A 19,198-nucleotide genomic window follows, 5' to 3' on the forward strand; every position below is an offset into this window, starting at 1 on the left:
ACATCATGGAAATGATCAATCACACGGTGATCAATCTGATCATCTTCGTGCTGGCGGTGTACGTCGGCTATCACGTGGTGTGGAACGTCACGCCGGCACTGCACACGCCGCTCATGGCGGTGACCAATGCGATCTCGGCCATCGTGATCGTGGGGGCCATGCTGGCGGCGGGCCTCACCGAAGGCAATCTCGGCAAGACGATGGGCGTGGTCGCCGTGGCGCTCGCCGCAGTGAACGTGTTCGGGGGCTTCCTCGTCACGCAGCGCATGCTGGAGATGTTCAAGAAAAAGGACAAACCGGCGAAAGCGGCCGAGGGGGACAAGCAATGAGCATGAATCTCGTCACGCTGCTGTATCTGGTCGCGTCGATCTGTTTCATCCAGGCGCTCAAGGGCCTGTCGAATCCGAAAATGGCGCGGCGCGGCAACGCGTTCGGCATGATCGGGATGGCGATTGCCGCGGTCACCACGATTGCGCTGATTTACGAACTCCGTCGCCTGATGGGCGGCAACTATTCCGGACTTGCGCTGATTCTGGCGGGGCTGGTCGTCGGAGGCGGCATCGGCGCGTTCGTCGCACGCAAGGTCGAGATGACGAAGATGCCGGAGCTGGTCGCGGCAATGCACTCGCTGATCGGTCTGGCGGCCGTGTGCATCGCGGTGGCCGCGGTGGCGGAACCGGCCGCGTTCGGCATCGTGCCGGCCGGCGAGACGCTGCTGCCGCCGGGCAACCGCATCGAGCTGTTCATCGGCACGTTCGTGGGCGCGATCACGTTCTCGGGCTCGGTCATCGCCTTCGGCAAGCTCTCGGGCAAATACAAGTTCCGCCTGTTCCAGGGCGCACCGGTGCAGTTCACGGGGCAGCACACCGTGAACCTGCTGCTCGCGATCGCGATGATCGGCTTCGGCGTGATCTTCTTCCTTTCGCAAAGCTGGCTGCCGTTCATCCTGATGACGGCCATCGCCTTCGTGCTCGGGGTGCTCATCATCATCCCGATCGGCGGCGCGGACATGCCGGTGGTCGTGTCGATGCTGAACTCGTATTCGGGCTGGGCAGCGGCGGGGATCGGCTTCTCGCTGAACAACCCGATGCTCATCATCGCGGGATCGCTGGTGGGGTCCTCGGGCGCGATTCTCTCGTACATCATGTGCCGCGCGATGAATCGCTCGTTCTTCAACGTGATTCTGGGCGGCTTCGGCGCAGCGCCGGGCGCGAGCGCCGCCGGCGGCGAGCAGCAGCAACGCCCGGTCAAGTCAGGCTCGCCCGACGACGCCGCGTTCCTCATGAGCAATGCCGAATCGCTGGTGATCGTGCCGGGTTACGGCCTGGCGGTGGCGCGCGCCCAGCACGCCCTCAAGGAGCTGACCGACAAGCTGGTCGAGAAGGGCGTGAACGTGCGCTACGCGATTCACCCGGTCGCGGGCCGCATGCCGGGGCACATGAACGTGCTGCTGGCCGAGGCCGAGGTGCCGTACGACCAGGTGCTCGAGATGGACGAGATCAATGGCGAGTTCGGGCAGACGGACGTGGTGCTGGTGCTCGGGGCGAACGACGTGGTGAACCCGGCCGCTAAGAACGATCCGTCCTCGCCTATTGCCGGCATGCCGATTCTCGAGGCGTACAAGGCCAAGACGATCATCGTGAACAAGCGCTCGATGGCCGCCGGCTACGCCGGTCTGGACAACGAACTGTTCTATCTTGACAAGACCATGATGGTGTTCGGCGACGCGAAGAAGGTCGTCGAGGAGATGGTCAAGGCAGTCGAATGATCGCTTGCGGCCTGGCCGCTCTCGCTTGACCCGATGCGGGGCTGCCACGGCAGCCCCGCGCTACAATGCGCGCTTCTCATTGTCCTCCGAGACCGCGCCATGACCCTCGGCATCGTCGCCGCACTCCATGAAGAAATCGCCGATCTGCTCGCCGAGATGGCCCCCGGGGCGCATGTCGAGCACGTCGGCATGCGCGACTACCACGTCGGAACCCTGCACGGTCACGATTGTGTCATCGTGCTCGCCCGCGTGGGGAAGGTGGCGGCCGCGGCGACCACGGCGGCCCTGATCCATCGCTTCGATGTCGGCGAAATCGTGTTCACCGGCGTGGCGGGCGGCCTCGCGCATGGCCTGTCGGTCGGCGATGTGGTGATCGCCGACACGCTCGTGCAGCACGACATGGACGCCAGCCCCATCTTCCCCCGGTTCGAAATTCCGCTGCTCGGACGCCATGCGTTCGACGCCGAGACGCCCCTGCGCGACGCGCTCGCGCAGGCCGCCCGCGAGTGGCTGTCCACCGACATGGCCGACGAGGTGCCGGCGTCGCTGCGCGCACAGTGGCACATGCATGCACCACGTGTTCATGTGGGACAGATCGCCAGCGGCGACCGGTTCGTCTCCAGCGCGGCGGAAGTCACGCGCCTGCGCGACGCCCTGCCCCGAACCCTTGCCGTCGAAATGGAAGGCGCCGCCGTGGCGCAGGTGTGCCATGAGTACGGGGTGCCGTTCGCGGTGATGCGAACATTGTCCGATGCCGCCGACGACGACGCGCACGTCGACTTTCCGCGCTTTCTGCGCGAAGTGGCCAGCCACTACTCGCACGGCATTCTGCGGCGTTTTCTGCTCTCGCGGCACGCATGATCGCGCGCGCCAAAGCTTCGGGGAAAGGACCACGAAAAAGACCGGCCAGTGGCCGGTCTTTTTCATGACGCCGGAGCGATCGCGAGATTTACGCCTGCGGCGCCCCTTCGTCCGCCTTGCCCTCGCGCTTGCGCACCGATCCCGCGATCAGGTCGAAACGGAAAAGGCGGCATTCGAGTGCGCCGTTGTACAGCGGCGTGCGTCGCGATTCGCGCAGACGCATTTGCCCCGGCAGGCTCATGTCGGCGGTCAGCAGAAATGCGCTCCAACCGGTAAAGCGTTGCTTGAGCACGTCGCCGAACGCGCGGAAGAACGCCGCGTCGACGCCATCGGGCTGATTACGCTGGAAACCGCCGCGATTGCCCTGCACGTCGGGTGAATCGCCATCCTCGGCATCGCGCGAGCGCCGGCCGCGCACTTCGATACGTTCCCCGTATGGCGGGTTGGCCACGATGATGCCCGGCCGATCCACCGGCGGCGACATGTCGCGGGCGTCCACCTGTTTCAGGCCGATGTCGCCTACGCCGGCGCGCTCCAGATTGGCGCGTGCCTTGACCAGCATGTCGCCGGAAATGTCGCTCCCAAAGATGGTCGAGGGCACACCGCGCACGCGCGCGTCGCGCTGAGCGTCCATGGCCTGCACTTTCAGCGTTTGCCAGGCCGTGATGTCGTAACCCTTCAGCTTCTCGAAACCGAAGCGTCGCCCGGCGCCCGCCGGCACGCCCAGCGCGATCTGCGCGGCCTCGGCGAGAAACGTGCCGCTGCCGCACATCGGGTCGTAGAGCACCATGTCGGCGGCCGTGTCCGTGCGCCAGCCGGCCAGTCGCAGAATACCGGCAGCGAGGTTCTCGCGCAGCGGGGCGGCGCCCTTGTCCAGACGCCAGCCGCGCTTGAACAACGCTTCGCCGGAGGTATCGAGATAGAGCGTGACGTCGGTCGCCGTCAGGAACGCGAACACGCGCACGTCGGGTTGGGCAGTATCGATGTTCGGGCGCGCGCCGGTCTTCTCGCGCAAACGGTCGCAAACGGCGTCCTTGATGCGCAGTGTGACGAATTCGAGACTGCGCACGGGGGCCTTGATGCCCGTGACGTCCACACGCAACGTCTGCTGATAGCCGAACCAGTCTTCCCAACGCTGCGACAGCGCGAAGGCGTAAATGTCCTGTTCGGTGCGGTAGCCCTGCCGGGCCACGCGCAGCAGCACGCGGCTTGCAATGCGCGAATGCAGGTTGGCCGCCATGCCGGCCGCCCACGGACCGGCGAAATGCACGCCACCGGGCACCTGTTTGCCCACCGAGACGGGCGCCAGACGGCCCAGTTCAGCCAGTTCGGCGGCAAGCGCCTCTTCCAGTCCGCGAGGACAGGGCGCGAAGAATTCGAAGGAAGCCATTTCGATGCGTACGGCCGGCACATGACGTGCCGGCGCAGGGAATAAACCGCTATTGTACGCGTGCCGCGCCGGCCGACATCAGCGGCGCGCCGCCCGGGCAGGCGGCGAGTTTGTGCAGCAGCGTCTCGACGATGGCGTCGGGCGATTCGCGGATGTCGATGATCAGCGCGTCGCGCGGTTCTTCGAGGGTGTCGAACTGACTTTGCAGCAAGGCGGGGTCGAAGAAATGCCCCGAGCGCGACGCCAGCCGCTCGCCGATCACCTCGGGGGCGCCCTTCAGGTAGACGAACACCACGTCGCCGTCGTGCTCGCCGAGCACGTCGCGATAGCGCGAACGCAGTGCCGAGCAGGCGAACACGTGATGACGCCCCGCCAGCCGGCGCGCCACGATCGCTTCACGGATCGCCGCGAGCCACGGCGCACGGTCGTTGTCGTTGAGCGCCTCGCCGCGGCGCATCTTCTCGATGTTCGCGGGGCTGTGAAACGAATCCGCGTCCGAAAAACCGCAGCCCAGCCGGTCGGCCAGCATCTGCCCGACCGTGCTCTTGCCGCTGCCCGATACGCCCATCACCACGACGATCATGGCTCGCCTCCTTGTCACCTGCCGACTTGCGTCGGCGTATTGCCGGTGTTGCCCGCCCTGCATCGCGACCTCAGACCACCGTCGAGAGGCCGAGCGTGAGCAGCAACGCCACTACCGAAATGATCGTCTCGCAAACCGTCCAGGTCTTGAAGGTCTGCGGCACGGTCATGTTGAAATATTCCTTCACCAGCCAGAAGCCGCCGTCGTTCACGTGCGAGAGGATCAGCGATCCCGCGCCCGTGGCGAGCACCATGAGCTCCGGCTTCACCGTGACACCCGCCGCGGCCGCGATCGGGGCGACGATGCCACACGCCGTGGTCATGGCCACCGTGGCCGAGCCCGTGGCGATACGGATCAGCACGGCCACCAGCCAGCCCAGCAGCAGCGGCGAGAGGTGCGCATTGTTGGCCACGTCAACGATCGCCTTCGACACGCCGCTGTCCATCAGGATACGCCCGAAACCGCCGCCGGCTCCCACCACCAGCGTGATGGTGGCGATGGGCGCGAGACACTCGTTCGTGAACTTCAGGATCTGGTCGCGATTGAAGCCGCGCTGCTTGCCGAACGTGAAGAAACTCACCAGCGTGGCGATGAGCAGCGCCATCACCGAGTTGCCGATCAGGCGCAGGAAGTCGTTCGCGAACGTCTTCGGCGCGAAGATCAGGTCGGCCCAGCTGCCGAGCAGCATCAGAATGACCGGCAGCAGGATCGTGAACAGCGTGATGCCGAAGCCCGGCAGGCGGTCCATCGGACGATCGGCCTCGACGAATTGCGCGAGCAGTGGATTGTCCGGGTTGGGCACCACGTGGCGCGCCATCAGCTTCGCGAACAGCGGACCGGCGATGGCCGCCGTCGGAATGCCCACGATCAGGGCGTACATGATGGTGTGCCCGATGTCGGCGTTGTAGGCGGTCACGGCCAGCAGCGCGGCCGGGTGCGGCGGAATCAGACCGTGCACGACCGACAGGCCCGCGACCATCGGAATGCCCACGAGCACCATCGACGTGCCGGTGCGCTTGGCCACGTTGAAGGCGATCGGAATGAGCAGCACGAAGCCGACCTCGAAAAACACCGGCAGACCGACGATGAACGCGATCACGACCATCGCCCAATGCACGTTCTTCTCACCGAAGAATCCGATGAGCGTGCGCGCAATGCGCTCCGCCCCGCCGGACTCGGCCATCATCTTGCCGAGCATCGTGCCAAGCCCGACCACGAGCGCGATGTGCCCCAGCGTGTTGCCCACGCCCGTCTCGAACGCCTTGACGATGCCGCCCATGGGCATGCCCACGGCCAGCCCGAGCACCAGCGAGACGACGATCAGCGTGATGAACGGATTCAGTTTAAAGCGCGCGATCAGCAGAATCAGCGCGATTACCGCGACAAGCGCGTACACCAGCAGCAAGTTGCCTTGCACCGCGACCATGGGGGAGTCTCCTCGTTTGGCTAGTTGGGCAAATGCCCGAGGGGCTTGCGCCCGATTATTGGAATCCTGCTTCCTGTTATTCGATACATCGATGCAGCGCTTCGCTTCGCGGCGGGCGTCAGCCGCGCGACAACGCGCTCGCGGCGCGTGCCAGGCGCGTGATGCCGTCCCAGTCCTTCGCGTCGACCAGTGCCTTGGGCGTCAACCACGAACCGCCCACGCACACCACGTTCGGCTGAGCCAGGTACGACGGTGCCGACTCCGCGCTGATGCCACCCGTCGGGCAGAACCGAACGTCACGGAATGGGCCATACAATGCCTTGAGCATCGGCACCCCCCCCGACGGCTCGGCCGGAAAGAACTTCACGGTGTCGTAGCCGTCGGCCAGGGCGTTGAGAATGTCGGAGGGCGTGACCACGCCGGGCAGCAGCGGCAGGCCGGCCGCCCTGGCGGCCGCGCCCAGCGCGGGCGTGTAACCGGGCGAGACGCCGAAGCGTGCGCCCGCGGCCACGGCCTGCGCCATCTCTTCCGGGCGCGTGAGCGTGCCCACACCCACGATCAGTTCGTCGGACAGCCCGGCCACATGGCGAATGACGTCCATCGCCGCCGGGGTCCGCAGCGTGATCTCGAGCACCCGTACGCCGCCGGCGAGCAGCGCGCGCGAGACCTGCTCGCCCTGCTCGATATTGTCGAACTGGAGCACCGGAACCACGGGGCCGGCACGAACGATGTCATTGATGTCCATTACGTTTTCCTTGAATGCAGCGACGTGCCCGCACGTCACTCGGTACCGAAGAACACGGAAGCGCCGGTCTCTGCCGCGCCGACGGCCGCGCGCATGTGACCGAAGAGCAGGCGTCCGGTGTCGTCCCCCGAGACCGGCACCGGCGCCGCCTCGCGCGCCGACCATTCCTGCGGGGCCACTTCCGCGTGCAGCATGCCGGCGTTCGCATCCAGCACGATCAGATCGCCGTCGCGCACCCGGCCGAGCGGGCCGTCGGCGGCAGCCTCGGGCGACACGTGAATCACGGCCGGCACCTTGCCCGACGCGCCGGACATCCGGCCATCGGTCACGAGCGCCACGGCAAACCCTTCGTCCTGCAAAACGCCCAGCAGCGGCGTGAGGCGATGCAGCTCGGGCATGCCATTCGCGCGCGGCCCCTGGCCACGTAGCACCACGACCACGTCGCGACGCAGCTCGCCTGCATCGAACGCGGCCTGAACCGCTTCCTGCGAAGTAAATACGCGCGCCGTTGCGGCCACGCGCCGATGTTCCGGCTTGACCGCCGACACCTTGATGACGCCGCGCCCCAGATTGCCGTGCATGAGCCGCAGTCCGCCATCGGGGGCGAACGGCTCGGCATGGCCGCGCAACACGTCACGATCACCACTGTAGGCGCTCCCTGCGCGCCACGCCAGCCCCTCGGGCGAGAGCCAGGGCTCGGCGCGGTAGCGCGCCAGGCCCGGGCCGGCTACGGTCCGCACATCGGCATGCAGCAGTCCCGCGTCGAGCAGTTCGCCGATCAGGAAGCCCATGCCGCCGGCCGCGTGAAAGTGGTTCACGTCGGCCTTGCCGTTCGGGTAGACCCGCGCCATGAGCGGCACCACGGCCGACAGTGCGTCGAAGTCGTCCCAGTCGATGACGATGCCCGCGGCACGCGCCATGGCCACGAGGTGCAGCGTGTGATTGGTCGAGCCACCCGTGGCCAACAGGCCGACGATGCCGTTGACGACGGCCCGCTCGTCGACCACATGGCCGATGGGGGTGTACTCGGCCGTGTCCGCGCCGATGGCCAGCACGCGCGCCAGGGCCGCGTCGGTGAGCGCGTCGCGCAAGGGCGTGTGTGGGTGCACGAATGCCGCGCCGGGAAGATGCAGTCCCATGATTTCCATGAGCAGCTGGTTGCTGTTGGCGGTGCCGTAGAACGTGCACGTGCCGGCGCTGTGATAGGCCTTCGATTCAGCGTCGAGCAGCGCGTCGCGCCCGACCTTGCCCGTCGCGTACAACTGCCGGATCTTCGCCTTCTCGTCGTTCGACAGGCCGCTCGCCATCGGGCCCGCCGGCACGAAAATCGTCGGCAGATGGCCAAATTGCAGCGCGCCGATAACGAGGCCCGGCACGATCTTGTCGCATACGCCGAGCATCAGCGCGGCGTCGAACATGTTGTGCGAGAGTGCCACGGCCGTGCTCATCGCGATGACCTCGCGCGAGAACAGCGACAGCTCCATGCCCGCATTGCCCTGCGTGACGCCATCGCACATGGCCGGCACGCCGCCCGCGACCTGCGCCGTGGCGCCCAGCCGGCGGGCCGCTTCGCGCAGGCGCGCCGGGTACTGTTCGTACGGCTGGTGCGCCGAGAGCATGTCGTTGTAGGCCGTGACGATGCCCACGTTCGGCCGACGCTGCTCGCGCAGCATCAACTTGTCGTTGGCGGGCATGGCGGCGAAACCATGCGCCAGGTTCGCGCAGGACAGCGCGCCGCGCTGCGGAAAGCGGCCGGCGCTCGCGTCGATGCGGGCGAGATAGGCCGCTCGGCTGTCGCGACTGCGCGCCGCAATGCGCGCCGTAACGGCCATCACGGCCGGGTGCAGGGGCTTCGTTTGCTCAGACGTCATGCCGATGGGGCGGTGCGATGCACTCAGGGTAGGGGCGATTGGGAGCGGAGTTTAGTAGAAATTCTACACGCCATCAATCAAAAGCCATCCGCATTCGGGGTTTTACCGATTAATTCCCAGTATTTAGGCGTCTTTTTGCCGTATTGAGAAATAAGCACCCGCAATATGAAATGCCGCCATTCTGTAGTTTTTGTACAAATCGGACACGAAGTCAATGAGATGGCAGGTCGGGACACCGTGCGGCGCCACGGCACGCGGGTGCTATAGTGGTCGCCAGACGCCGGACTCGCCGCGCGCCCGGGCGGCGCGCGGCGTCACGGCGAAACGGGGAAATGGCGCGTGGCGACGTTCCAACGTCTCACGCGCCCGCTTTTGTTGGTGCCTGCCATGCTGAACCGAATTGAAGCCACGCTGAACCAGTTGCGCCCGTCCGAGCGCAAGCTCGCGACCTATGTGCTCGACGCTCCGCGCGAAGTCGTCGACCTGTCGATGAACGAACTCGCCGAGCGCGCCAACGTGAGCCAGCCGACGATCGCGCGCTTTTGCCAGGCGGTGGGTTGCAGCGGGTACCGGGAATTCAAGATCCGTCTGGCGCAGGGCATTGCGCAGGGGGTGCCTTTCGTGCACCGCGACGTGCGGCCAGACGAGCCGGTGCCCGGCATTGCCGGCAAGGTGCTCGATCGCACCATCGGCAGCCTGATGCAGGTGCGCAACAATCTCTCGCCCGACAGCATCGGGCAGGCCATCGATCTGCTCGCCCGTGCGCGCCGCATCGAGTTCTACGGCGCGGGTGCGTCGGGCATCGCCGCGCAGGACATGCAGCACAAGTTCTTCCGTCTCGGCGTGCCCTCGGTGGCCTACAACGACCCGCACGTCTACGGCATGTCCGCCGCGCTGCTCGGCGAAGGGGATGTGGTCGTGGCGATCTCCAACACGGGGCGCACGCAAGATCTGCTCGAAGCCGTCGGGCTCGCGCGCGCGGCAGGCGCCAGCGTGATCGCGATCACGCACAGCAATTCGCCGCTTGCGCGTCAGGCGAGCGTGGCCTTGTTCGCGGATGTCGACGAAGACACGGACGTGTATTCGCCGCTCACGTCGCGCATCTCGCATCTGGCCATCGGCGATGTGCTCGCGGTGGGCATGGCGTTGCGCCTGGGCGACCGCCTGCCGTCGCAACTCGCGCGCGCGAAGGAGGTGATCAACCGGCGTCGCACCGCGATCGACGGCAAGCTATCCACTGCGCGCGGCGGCACCTGAAATGTCGGGAAGCCGATGATCCGGACGCAGGGCGCTGGAAGCGCGCGTCGTGCCCGCGGGGCTGGGTTTCGTATTGCACGGAACCCAGCCCTTCGCGTTTACACGCTTGCCGGCGAGACGCCGGCGGCGAATGCGGCCGTCGGATTCCGGGTCACGCGGGATCGCGCCGGAGCGAGTATTCAGCCTTGCCGCGCCTGCGGGTTGACCGCATTGCGCAGCGGCCCGCCGCCAAGCGCGGCGATCAGGTTGTCGGCGGCGCAAGACGCCATTGCGTGGCGCGTCTCGTGCGTGGCGGAGCCGATGTGGGGCAGCGCCACCACATTGTTCATTGTCAGCAGCGGCGAGTCGACCGGCACCGGCTCGCGCTCGAAGACATCCAGGCCTGCGGCGCGCAAGTGTCCCGACGCGAGCGCCCCGATCAACGCCGCTTCGTCGATCACCTTGCCGCGCGCCGCATTGATAAAGATCGCCCCGCGCTTCATTTGCGCAAACTCGTTCGCCCCGATCAGACGCTCCGTCGCGGGCGAGAGCGGCACGAGCGTCACGACGAAGTCGGCTTGCGCGAGCAAGTCGGGCAATGCCCGATGTTCGGCGCCGTAGGCCGCTTCCGCGGCCTCGTTGCGCGATCGGTTGCTGTACAGCACCTTCATGCCGAAACCAAGTGCGGCGCGGCGCGCCACGGCGCCGCCGATGCGCCCCATGCCGACGATGCCCAGCGTCTTGCCGTGCACGTCGGTGCCGAAATGGGCTTCGCCCAGACTTGCCTTCCAGCCGCCCGCCTTCACCAGCTCGGCGAGCTCGACCACGCGTCGCGCGCTCGACAGAATCAGCGAGAAGACGGTATCCGCCGTCGTCTCGGTGAGCACGTCGGGCGTGTTCGTGAGCACGATGCCGCGGCGCGTGAGATCGGCCACGTCGAACTGATCATAGCCCACCGAAATGGTCGCCCACGCCTTGAGCCGGGGCGCCGCGTCGAGCAACGCGGGACCGACGTTCACGCCAACGCCGATGGCGCCGTCCGCGCGGCCGAGCGCCGCCATGAACGCGGCGCGATTCCCATCGTTCACACCATCGAATTCCGTGAGCGAGAACGCCTCGGCCAAACGGGCCCGCACATCCGGGGGCACGCCCTTGTACAACACCACTTCCGCACGACTCATCGTGTTCACTCCTTGGGGGGATGACCGCCGCCGAACGTCACGGGCGACTTGCCCGGCAGACCCGTTCGGCGCGACCGGCGCATGACGGCATCGCGGCATGACGCGGCGTCATGACATTGCGACACTACCGCGCCACTACGAAAACATCACGGCGACGCGCCGGCGAGCATCCGGCGGCGCGACGATACGATTACGCGCCACGGGCCTCGGCGAACGCACGCTCGAGAAAATCGAGACGGTCCTGCCCCCAGTAGGGCTGGCCATCGAAGACGAACCACGGCGCGCCGAATACGCCACCACTCGCGGCTTCCTCGGTATTGGCGTCGTAGGCAGCCTGCACGCTTGCCCCGTTGGACGCGGCAAGCAGCGACTTGCCGTCGAACTTCAGCGCCTCGGCAATCGCCTGCAGCGTGGCATCGTCGGCAATGTTGCGCTCCTCGACCCAGAGCGCCTTCGAAATGGCGCCCGTCAGCGCCAGCGCCTTGTCCGTGCCGAGCGCCAGTTGCGTCGCCACGATCAGCCGCGCCGCCGGGTCGCCCGCGACAGGGAAGAACTTCGGCTGGAGATTGAGCGGCATGCCGAGATATTTCGACCAGCGCGCCAGCTCGACGAGGCGATACGCCTGTCGCTGCGGCGCGCGCTTGGCCAGCGGCAGACCGCCGGAGCCGGCGAAGACGCGCCCCAGGTCCATCGGCTTGAGTTGAATCTGCACGTTGTAGCGGCGCGCGAGGTCGATAAACCGCGCGTGCCCCAGATACACATAAGGCGACGGCGGTGACACAAAGTAGTCGCAGGTCAGGCTCACGTCAGACTCCTCTCGACAGTCGGTGAATCGCGCCCTATCGGCGCGTGAAATGGCTCACAACGCGGGTAACACGACAGGCACTACGGCAAATCGGGCGTCGAACGAGACAGCATGCGACGCCGAGCACAACGCGGGGCCCTATGCCGACGCAACGCATCGGTGACGACATTCCCGCCACCGACGTGGCGCATCAGAACGGCTTGACCACGGCGAGGATCACCGCGCCCAGCAACCCGAGCACCGGGAATTCGTTGAAGTAGCGATACCAGCGGTGCGAGTGCGCGTTGCGCCCGGTCTCGAACTTGCGCAACAGGCGGCCGCAGGCGTGGTGGTAACCGAGCAGCAGCACGACGATCAGCAGCTTGGCGTGCAACCAGCCGCCGTGACGGCCGATGCCGTAGTACAGCCAGAGAATCAGACCGAAGGCCAGTGCGGGCACCGCGAGGATCGTCATGAAGCGGTAGAGCTTGCGCGCCATGAGCAGAAGACGTTGCGTAGCCGCGGGATCGCTCTCCATCGCCAGGTTGACGAAGATGCGCGGCAGATAGAACAGGCCGGCGAACCACGAGGCGACGAAAACGATATGAAACGCTTTGATCCAGAGCATCGGGGACGGGGCGGCCCGCACGCAGGCCGTCGAATATTTTGAACAGCAAGCAATGTACAACAATCCGTCGCATGGAGAGACGCACACCGGCATCGGACACGCCGGGCGCGCCGCGGCAAATCGACGCGACCCCGGTCGGCGGGGCTCGCGCCCCGCGCCTTGCCCTCACCTGCCCGCCGCCGCCCCCCCCGGGATGGCCGCCTCGTCGCGTCTCGCTCGCCAAAACGCCCACTCCCCACGCTCATGTCGCCGGTTTCGGCAACGCCCGCGCCCGCCTGTGCCAGAATACGAGCCATATTGGTTTTTCCGCCCCCATCGGCGTCACGCGCCGGTCACAGGCTCCCGCATGAGAATTCTTGGCATCGACCCCGGACTGCGCGTCACCGGCTTTGGCGTACTCGAAAAGCACGGCAATCGTCTCCAATATGTGACGAGCGGCGTCATCCGCACCGGCGAAGGCACGTTGCCCGCGCGGCTGCGCATCATCTTCGAGAGCGTGGCGGAGCTCGTCGACACCTACCGGCCCGACCAGGCGGCCATCGAAAAGGTGTTCGTCAACGTCAACCCGCAATCCACGCTGTTGCTCGGGCAGGCGCGCGGCGCGGCCATCACCGCGCTGTCGGTCGGCGGCCTCGAAGTGTTCGAATACACGCCGATGCAACTCAAGCAGGCGGTCGTCGGCTACGGACGCGCCCGCAAGGAGCAGGTGCAGGAGATGGTCACGCGACTGCTCACCCTGTCCGGCACCCCGGGGAAAGATGCGTCCGACGCACTCGGCGTGGCCATCTGCCATGCCCACAGCGGCGACACCTTCGCGGCCCTGGCCGACGTCTCCCCCGCGCTCGCGGCCAAGGGCCTGCGGGTGCGGCGCGGGCGGCTCGTCGGTTAAGCGTCGCTGGCCCGACATGCATCGCAGTCCGGCCGGTCGTCCCGCCCCGGCAAGCCACGCCCGAAGCGCTACAATGCAGCCATGATCGAAACCGACAAACTCGCCGCCGAGCGCATCATCGCGCCGACCCCGGCCTCGCCCAACGAGGAAGCCTTCGAGCGCGCGCTGCGCCCCAAGCTGCTCGACGAATACGTCGGCCAGCGCAAGGTTCGCGAACAGCTGGAGATTTTCATCGAGGCGGCCCGCAAGCGCGCGGAGCCGCTCGACCATGTGCTGCTGTTCGGCCCGCCCGGCCTCGGCAAGACGACGCTTGCGCACATCGTCGCCCGTGAAATGGGCGTACATCTGCGCCAGACGTCGGGCCCCGTGCTCGAGCGTCCGGGCGACCTGGCCGCGCTCCTGACCAACCTCGAAGCCAACGACGTGCTCTTCATCGACGAGATCCACCGGCTCTCGCCGGTCGTCGAGGAAATCCTGTATCCGGCGCTCGAGGACTACCAGATCGACATCATGATCGGCGAGGGTCCCGCCGCGCGCAGCGTCAAGCTCGACCTGCAACCGTTCACCCTCGTGGGAGCGACCACGCGCGCGGGCATGCTGACCAACCCGTTGCGTGACCGCTTCGGGATCGTGGCGCGCCTGGAGTTCTATACGGCCGACGAACTGGCCGGCATCGTGCGTCGCTCCGCCGGACTGCTCGGGGCCGCCATCGTCGACGACGGCGCCTACGAGATCGCCCGCCGCGCGCGCGGCACGCCGCGTATCGCCAACCGCCTGCTGCGCCGCGTTCGCGATTTCGCCGAGGTGAAAGCCGACGGCCGCATTACCGCGGCCGTCGCCGACGCCGCCCTGTCGATGCTCGACGTCGATCCGGTCGGTTTCGACGTGATGGACCGCAAGCTGCTCGAAGCCGTGCTCCACAAGTTCGACGGCGGCCCGGTCGGCGTGGACAACCTCGCCGCGGCCATCGGTGAAGAGCGCGACACCATCGAAGACGTGATCGAGCCATTTCTGATTCAGCAAGGCTTTTTGCAGCGCACGCCGCGCGGACGGGTAGCCACCCTGGCAGCCTACCGCCACTTCGGACTGGCCGCCCCCGGCAGCCTGCCGGACACCGGCTCGCTCTGGTCGCAGGACGCCGACGGCAAATAGCGCGTCGCACGCCTCCCGCCATCCGCTCACACCGATCGCCGCATGTCCCTGCACGACGACCTGCCCACCCCGCCGCCATCCACGCCATTGCGTCCCGCCGGACCGGTCGTGGGTGTGTCGGGACGCGTGCGACACGCCATCGCCATGCGCCTCGTGAGCCTGACGTCGGGGCCCGGTGCGCCGCGCCTGAATTACGACACACCGCCCGGCGATCCCGGCCTGTTCGGCCCTGACGCGGCCTGTTGGCAGGTACACGGCGACTTCACCTCGATGATGATCGGCGGCATCAGCGCGTTGCTCTTGCAATCGCTGCATCCGCTTGCCATGGCGGGGGTCTGGGACCACTCGACGTTCCGGCAGGATGTGATAGGTCGCCTGCGCCGCACGGCCACCTTCATCGGCGGCACCACTTACGGCAACACCGCCGACGCGCAGGCGCTGCTCGAACGCGTGCGTCGCATCCACCTCCAGGTCACGGGCACCGCGCCGGACGGCCGTCCCTACGCGGCGTACGATCCCGACTTGCTCACGTGGGTGCACGTGGCCGAGACGTCGAGCTTCCTGCGCAGCTATCTCGTCTACAAGGACCCGGGATTTGCGCGCAGCGAACAGGATCGTTACTACGCCGAGGTCTCACGCATCGCGATTGCACTCGGCGCGCGCAATGTGCCGATGAGCGCTGCCGACATCGACGACTACCTCGCCGGCATGCGCACGCAGCTTTGCGCGAGCGACCGCACCGAGGAGGTCGTGCGGGTGCTGCGCAATCTTCCGGCGCCGTTCACCGGCGCGCAGGTGTTCAGTGGCCTGTTGTTTCGCGCAGGCATCGATCTGCTGCCGGACTGGGCGCAATCGATGCTGGGCTTCGACGATCGTTCGGCGCTACGCCGCCTGACGGTGCGGCCGGCCGTGCGTCACATGGCGCAGGTCGCGCGCTGGTCGATGCGCAACAGCGTCGCGCATCGTGCCCGTCGGCGCGCGCTGGCGACGCCCGACGTCGTCAACGTGCAGCCGTCGCTAGAGCGCTGACGGCTGGCGTCGCCCTCACACCACGCGCGGGTCCACACGATCCGCAGCCTGCCCCGGTTGGTCATTGCTTTCGTCGCGAACCGCATCGTCGAGGTGCGTGACATCGGCCCAGCTCAGGACCTGCCAGCGCTGTCCGTCGTAGGCCAGTCGATTCACGCTCGCATTGAGCAACGCATGAGTACGCGGCTCCCACAGGGCGAGCCCCGTGGCCAGCCGGTAGCAACAATCGAGTACGCCGCCGTGCGCCACCAGCGCGAGACGCTGTCCCGCATGGTCGCGCAACAGCTGCTCGACGAACGCGGTGATACGTTCATGGAAACCCCGCGTCGACTCCCCGCCCGGAATCACGAAGTCCGGATCGCGACTCTGCCAGCGCGCGTAGTCCTGCGGATACAGCGCCTGGATCTCGTCCGGCACGTGCGTTTCGAAGGCGCCGTAATGGCGCTCGCGCAACTGCGACGTGCGCACGAGCGGCAGGCCGCACGCGCGTGCGACCGGCTCCGCCGTTTGCACCGCGCGTCGCAGGTCGCTCGTGAGAACATGATCGAACACGGATCCACGCGCACGGACCTCGCGCGCCACGCGCTCACCCAGCAACGCCGCCTGACGCTCGCCCGCCTGCGACAGCGCGATATCCGTATGCCCCTGAATCCGCTTCACGCGGTTCCAGTCGGTTTCTCCGTGACGAATCAGGGTGAGCGTCGTGGTCTTGCCGGTCATCGAAGCCATTGCGTGAGGGTTGTGTTCGGAAGTAACGAAGCGCCGGACCTCAGGCCAACTTCGGATTGAGCGTGTAGGTGCCCGTCACGCTTGCGCTGCCAAGCACGTGCGGCTTGATGGCGGCGAGCACGTCGTCGCCACCGAAACGGCCCTCGAGCGGCACGCGTTCGACGTCGAGGGCGTACACGGTGAAGTGGTAGTGGTGAAGCCGCGTGTCGTTCCACGGCGGGCAAGGGCCGTCATAGCCATAGTAGTCGCCCTTCATGCTCTCGTCGGCCGCGAACCACGCGGTGTAGTCGTTCACGCCGTGACGCATGCCGTCAAGCGCATCGGGACCGAACTTGCCGCGCGGCGTGACGTGATTGCTGTGACTCGCCGCCGGAATTTCCGTGGTCGACGCCGGCACGTCGACAAGCACCCAGTGGTAGAAATCGACGCGCGGCAGATCCGACGGAACCTCCCGGCCCTCCTGGTTGACGTCGTCACCGCGGCTAGGCACGTCGCTGTCGGTGCAGATCACCACGAACGAACGCGTGCCTTCGGGGACGTCCGACCATGCGATATGGGGATTCTTGTTCTGCGACAGCGCAACGTGTGACTGCGCATCCGGTTTGCCGAAGGCGAACTGGGCGTCGATGGCGCCATTGTCCTCGAACGAGTTGCTCCAGACTTTCATCGGTTTCTCCCAAGCATTGTGATTTCGGAACCGGTCGACGTTATCACACCGATGCGAATCACGTGCATGAGCTCGCGCAAATCCGCATCATTCCAGATGATTCCGAGCGATTTTCGAGATGGATCCGGGAGGGTACCCTCGCACCGCCCTCGCCTTGGCGCGCGGCGACGCCGCAGGCCGCGCCGCAGCACGGGGCAGAACGTTCGAGGCCATCGGGAAGCCCCGGAAGACCCCGGAAGACCTCCCAGGCGGCTTGAGGCGGCTTGAGGCTGAGTGCCGAGCACGCGCCCGAGGACGCTTCGCGTCAGGCCCCGTCAGGACGCGTCTGAAGCCAGAACGTGACCGGCCCGTCGTTCACGAGCGACACACGCATGTGCGCACCGAATTCGCCCGTCTCCACGATGGGATGGCGCGCTCGCGCCTGTGCCACGAAATGATCGAAAAGCCGCTGGCCGTCGGCCGGGCTGGCCGCCGGCGTGAAGCTCGGACGGGTCCCGCTGTTGGTGTCGGCCGCCAGCGTGAACTGCGAAACGAGCAGCAACCCACCGGCCGCACCGTTGCCGTCGAGATTCGACACGCTGCGGTTCATCTTGCCCGCGTCATCGGAGAAGACGCGGTAGCCGAGCAGCTTCGCGAGCAGTTTGTCGGCGCTCGCTTCGGTGTCGCCGCGCTCGGCGCACACCAGCGCGAGCAACCCCGGGCCGATCGCGCCGACGGTGCGCCCATCGACCGTCACCGCGGCTTCGAGCACACGTTGAATCAGCGCGATCATGATTGCGGCCGCAAAGGCAAAGACAACGGCCGAATCGGTGTGGTGCCCACGCTCAGGCGAGCGTCACGCGGGCAAAGCGGCGCTTGCCGACCTGCACGACGTAAGTTCCGGCGTCGATCTTCGCGCCCTTGTCGGAGACGGCTTCGCCGTCGATACGCACGCCGCCCTGCTCGATGTTGCGGTTGGCTTCCGACGTCGATGGCACCAGACCCGCCTGCTTGAGCAACTGGGCAATGCCCAGGGGAGCGCCTTGCAGGGAAACTTCCGGAATGTCATCCGGCACGCCGCCCTTGGCACGCGCGTTGAAGTCCTCGAGCGCGCGCTCGGCGTCGGCCTTCGAATGGAAGCGCGCCACGATTTCCTGCGCGAGGAGCACCTTCACGTCGCGCGGATTGCGGCCGCCTTCCACGTCGCGGCGCAGTTGCGCGATCTCGTCGAGCGAACGGAACGACAGCAGTTCATAGTAGCGCCACATCAGCTCGTCCGAGATGCTCATGAGCTTGCCGAACATCTCGCTCGGCTTCTCGCTGATGCCCACGTAATTGCCCTTGGACTTCGACATCTTTTCAACGCCGTCGAGTCCTTCGAGCAGCGGCATCGTGAGAATGCACTGGGGCTCCTGGCCGTACTGCTTCTGCAGTTCGCGACCGACCAGCAGGTTGAACTTCTGGTCGGTGCCGCCGAGCTCGAGATCCGACTCCAGCGCGACCGAGTCGTAGCCCTGCATGAGCGGGTAGAGGAATTCGTGGATGGCGATGGGCACGCCGCTCTGGAAGCGCTTGGTGAAGTCTTCGCGCTCGAGCATGCGCGCCATGGTGTAGCGCGACGCAAGCTTGATCATGCCGTCGGCGCCCAGCTTCATCGACCATTCGCTGTTGTAGCGAATCTCGGTCTTGCTGCGATCGAGCACCAGCGCGGCCTGCTCGAAATAGGTCCTGGCGTTCGATTCGATCTGCTCGCGCGTGAGCGGCGGACGCGTGCTGTTGCGCCCCGACGGATCGCCGATCAGCGACGTGAAATCGCCGATCAGGAAAATGACCGTATGGCCCAGGTCCTGCAACTGGCGCATCTTGTTGAGCACCACGGTGTGGCCGATGTGAATGTCCGGCGCCGTGGGGTCCAGACCCAGCTTGATGCGCAGCGGCTTGCCCGTGGCTTCGCTGCGCGCCAGCTTCTGCAGGAACTCCTCTTCCACGAGCAGCTCGTCGCAACCGCGCTTGGCGATCGCCATCGCGGCCCGCGTGGCGTCGGTAACGGGGTACTTCACATCCGAGGTGAGTGCGTGTTCACTTGTCATAACATCATTGTCCAGACTGCTTCAGGGGATTCCCTTATTCAGTCAGTAAAGGCGGAGACCGCGGCGGGTCTGCTATAATCGCCGCTCAATTCTCGGCTCGGGCCGAAGCGACGCCGGGTTGCCCCGGAATTCCGGCAGGCAATCTCGAAGCGTGTCGCTCCGCCCGGGCTTTTTCGTAAGTTGCGCAGAA

19 protein-coding genes are annotated in these 19,198 nt (G+C 66.5%); 7 read left to right on the forward strand and 12 right to left on the reverse strand.

Features of this window, described 5'->3' with window-relative positions; translation table 11 throughout:
* The first annotated feature begins 5 nt into the window (after window positions 1-5).
* From PMO31116_RS04070 to PMO31116_RS04080, 3 genes are all read left to right on the forward strand, one after another.
* Window positions 6-329, forward strand: a complete 324-nt coding sequence (locus tag PMO31116_RS04070) for an NAD(P) transhydrogenase subunit alpha part 2 (RefSeq protein WP_150565612.1) — start codon at window positions 6-8, stop codon at window positions 327-329.
* Window positions 326-1,768 (forward strand): NAD(P)(+) transhydrogenase (Re/Si-specific) subunit beta, encoded by a 1,443-nt coding sequence (locus PMO31116_RS04075; protein ID WP_145862937.1) that lies wholly within the window; start codon window positions 326-328, stop codon window positions 1,766-1,768. The genes PMO31116_RS04070 and PMO31116_RS04075 overlap by 4 nt, the downstream gene beginning before the upstream one ends.
* 99 nt (window positions 1,769-1,867) lie before the next feature.
* Window positions 1,868-2,629, forward strand: coding sequence for a 5'-methylthioadenosine/adenosylhomocysteine nucleosidase (locus PMO31116_RS04080; protein ID WP_150565613.1), 762 nt, complete (start codon window positions 1,868-1,870; stop codon window positions 2,627-2,629).
* Window positions 2,630-2,717: 88 nt separating this feature from the next.
* On the opposite strand, the gene PMO31116_RS04085 is transcribed toward PMO31116_RS04080, so the two are convergent.
* The 5 genes from PMO31116_RS04085 to edd form a co-directional block, all read right to left on the reverse strand.
* Window positions 2,718-4,019 (reverse strand): THUMP domain-containing class I SAM-dependent RNA methyltransferase, encoded by a 1,302-nt coding sequence (locus PMO31116_RS04085; RefSeq protein WP_150565614.1) that lies wholly within the window; start codon window positions 4,017-4,019, stop codon window positions 2,718-2,720.
* A gap of 49 nt (window positions 4,020-4,068) precedes the next feature.
* Window positions 4,069-4,602, reverse strand: a complete 534-nt coding sequence (locus PMO31116_RS04090) for a gluconokinase (protein WP_150565615.1) — start codon at window positions 4,600-4,602, stop codon at window positions 4,069-4,071.
* A 70-nt stretch (window positions 4,603-4,672) separates the two neighbouring features.
* Window positions 4,673-6,028 carry a GntP family permease gene (locus tag PMO31116_RS04095; protein WP_038619836.1) on the reverse strand — a complete coding sequence of 452 codons (1,356 nt, stop codon included), beginning with the start codon at window positions 6,026-6,028 and terminating at the stop codon, window positions 4,673-4,675.
* A 118-nt stretch (window positions 6,029-6,146) separates the two neighbouring features.
* Window positions 6,147-6,773 (reverse strand): bifunctional 4-hydroxy-2-oxoglutarate aldolase/2-dehydro-3-deoxy-phosphogluconate aldolase, encoded by a 627-nt coding sequence (eda, locus tag PMO31116_RS04100; RefSeq protein ID WP_150565616.1) that lies wholly within the window; start codon window positions 6,771-6,773, stop codon window positions 6,147-6,149.
* A 35-nt stretch (window positions 6,774-6,808) separates the two neighbouring features.
* A complete protein-coding gene (gene edd, locus PMO31116_RS04105) occupies window positions 6,809-8,644 on the reverse strand; it encodes a phosphogluconate dehydratase (RefSeq protein WP_174970852.1) in 1,836 nt (611 codons plus the stop codon).
* Between the two features lie 387 nt (window positions 8,645-9,031).
* Between edd and PMO31116_RS04110 the strand changes: the two genes are divergently transcribed.
* Window positions 9,032-9,901 (forward strand): MurR/RpiR family transcriptional regulator, encoded by an 870-nt coding sequence (locus PMO31116_RS04110; protein ID WP_150565617.1) that lies wholly within the window; start codon window positions 9,032-9,034, stop codon window positions 9,899-9,901.
* A gap of 179 nt (window positions 9,902-10,080) precedes the next feature.
* Here the strand turns inward: PMO31116_RS04110 and PMO31116_RS04115 are convergent, their stop codons facing one another.
* The 3 genes from PMO31116_RS04115 to PMO31116_RS04125 form a co-directional block, all read right to left on the reverse strand.
* Window positions 10,081-11,061, reverse strand: a complete 981-nt coding sequence (locus PMO31116_RS04115) for a 2-hydroxyacid dehydrogenase (RefSeq protein WP_150565618.1) — start codon at window positions 11,059-11,061, stop codon at window positions 10,081-10,083.
* Window positions 11,062-11,251: 190 nt separating this feature from the next.
* Entirely contained in the window at window positions 11,252-11,866 is a 615-nt protein-coding gene (locus PMO31116_RS04120; RefSeq protein WP_150565619.1) for a 2-hydroxychromene-2-carboxylate isomerase, read from the reverse strand.
* Between the two features lie 190 nt (window positions 11,867-12,056).
* A complete protein-coding gene (locus PMO31116_RS04125; protein ID WP_150565620.1) occupies window positions 12,057-12,473 on the reverse strand; it encodes a CopD family protein in 417 nt (138 codons plus the stop codon).
* Window positions 12,474-12,819: 346 nt separating this feature from the next.
* On the opposite strand from PMO31116_RS04125, the gene ruvC reads away from it, so the two are divergent.
* From ruvC to PMO31116_RS04140, 3 genes are all read left to right on the forward strand, one after another.
* Window positions 12,820-13,362, forward strand: a complete 543-nt coding sequence (gene ruvC, locus PMO31116_RS04130; RefSeq protein ID WP_150565621.1) for a crossover junction endodeoxyribonuclease RuvC — start codon at window positions 12,820-12,822, stop codon at window positions 13,360-13,362.
* A gap of 81 nt (window positions 13,363-13,443) precedes the next feature.
* Window positions 13,444-14,514, forward strand: a complete 1,071-nt coding sequence (gene ruvB / locus PMO31116_RS04135) for a Holliday junction branch migration DNA helicase RuvB (protein ID WP_150565622.1) — start codon at window positions 13,444-13,446, stop codon at window positions 14,512-14,514.
* A 42-nt stretch (window positions 14,515-14,556) separates the two neighbouring features.
* On the forward strand, window positions 14,557-15,543 hold the full coding sequence (locus tag PMO31116_RS04140) for an oxygenase MpaB family protein (RefSeq protein WP_425494760.1): 987 nt from the start codon (window positions 14,557-14,559) through the stop codon (window positions 15,541-15,543).
* Window positions 15,544-15,558: 15 nt separating this feature from the next.
* On the opposite strand, the gene PMO31116_RS04145 is transcribed toward PMO31116_RS04140, so the two are convergent.
* The 4 genes from PMO31116_RS04145 to tyrS form a co-directional block, all read right to left on the reverse strand.
* Window positions 15,559-16,272, reverse strand: a complete 714-nt coding sequence (locus tag PMO31116_RS04145; RefSeq protein WP_425494761.1) for a histidine phosphatase family protein — start codon at window positions 16,270-16,272, stop codon at window positions 15,559-15,561.
* Between the two features lie 40 nt (window positions 16,273-16,312).
* A complete protein-coding gene (locus PMO31116_RS04150) occupies window positions 16,313-16,939 on the reverse strand; it encodes a YbhB/YbcL family Raf kinase inhibitor-like protein (RefSeq protein WP_145862933.1) in 627 nt (208 codons plus the stop codon).
* Window positions 16,940-17,243: 304 nt separating this feature from the next.
* On the reverse strand, window positions 17,244-17,711 hold the full coding sequence (gene dtd, locus PMO31116_RS04155; protein WP_023597493.1) for a D-aminoacyl-tRNA deacylase: 468 nt from the start codon (window positions 17,709-17,711) through the stop codon (window positions 17,244-17,246).
* A 52-nt stretch (window positions 17,712-17,763) separates the two neighbouring features.
* Entirely contained in the window at window positions 17,764-19,008 is a 1,245-nt protein-coding gene (gene tyrS / locus PMO31116_RS04160) for a tyrosine--tRNA ligase (RefSeq protein ID WP_150565623.1), read from the reverse strand.
* Window positions 19,009-19,198: the final 190 nt, after the last annotated feature.

Source organism: Pandoraea morbifera, assembly GCF_902459575.1.
In the GTDB taxonomy this organism is placed as follows: Bacteria; Pseudomonadota; Gammaproteobacteria; order Burkholderiales; family Burkholderiaceae; genus Pandoraea; species Pandoraea morbifera.

Coding starts and splice junctions, on each gene's coding strand:
- PMO31116_RS04115 (WP_150565618.1), bottom strand. CDS start 11,061: ATGAGTCGTGCGGAAGTGGTGTTGTACAAGGGCGTGCCCCCGGATGTG.
- PMO31116_RS04085 (WP_150565614.1), bottom strand. CDS start 4,019: ATGGCTTCCTTCGAATTCTTCGCGCCCTGTCCTCGCGGACTGGAAGAG.
- tyrS (WP_150565623.1), bottom strand. CDS start 19,008: ATGACAAGTGAACACGCACTCACCTCGGATGTGAAGTACCCCGTTACC.
- dtd (WP_023597493.1), bottom strand. CDS start 17,711: ATGATCGCGCTGATTCAACGTGTGCTCGAAGCCGCGGTGACGGTCGAT.
- eda (WP_150565616.1), bottom strand. CDS start 6,773: ATGGACATCAATGACATCGTTCGTGCCGGCCCCGTGGTTCCGGTGCTC.
- PMO31116_RS04070 (WP_150565612.1), top strand. CDS start 6: ATGGAAATGATCAATCACACGGTGATCAATCTGATCATCTTCGTGCTG.
- PMO31116_RS04110 (WP_150565617.1), top strand. CDS start 9,032: ATGCTGAACCGAATTGAAGCCACGCTGAACCAGTTGCGCCCGTCCGAG.
- PMO31116_RS04075 (WP_145862937.1), top strand. CDS start 326: ATGAGCATGAATCTCGTCACGCTGCTGTATCTGGTCGCGTCGATCTGT.
- PMO31116_RS04150 (WP_145862933.1), bottom strand. CDS start 16,939: ATGAAAGTCTGGAGCAACTCGTTCGAGGACAATGGCGCCATCGACGCC.
- PMO31116_RS04145 (WP_425494761.1), bottom strand. CDS start 16,272: ATGGCTTCGATGACCGGCAAGACCACGACGCTCACCCTGATTCGTCAC.
- PMO31116_RS04080 (WP_150565613.1), top strand. CDS start 1,868: ATGACCCTCGGCATCGTCGCCGCACTCCATGAAGAAATCGCCGATCTG.
- PMO31116_RS04095 (WP_038619836.1), bottom strand. CDS start 6,028: ATGGTCGCGGTGCAAGGCAACTTGCTGCTGGTGTACGCGCTTGTCGCG.
- ruvB (WP_150565622.1), top strand. CDS start 13,444: ATGATCGAAACCGACAAACTCGCCGCCGAGCGCATCATCGCGCCGACC.
- ruvC (WP_150565621.1), top strand. CDS start 12,820: ATGAGAATTCTTGGCATCGACCCCGGACTGCGCGTCACCGGCTTTGGC.
- PMO31116_RS04140 (WP_425494760.1), top strand. CDS start 14,557: ATGTCCCTGCACGACGACCTGCCCACCCCGCCGCCATCCACGCCATTG.
- PMO31116_RS04090 (WP_150565615.1), bottom strand. CDS start 4,602: ATGATCGTCGTGGTGATGGGCGTATCGGGCAGCGGCAAGAGCACGGTC.
- edd (WP_174970852.1), bottom strand. CDS start 8,644: ATGACGTCTGAGCAAACGAAGCCCCTGCACCCGGCCGTGATGGCCGTT.
- PMO31116_RS04125 (WP_150565620.1), bottom strand. CDS start 12,473: ATGCTCTGGATCAAAGCGTTTCATATCGTTTTCGTCGCCTCGTGGTTC.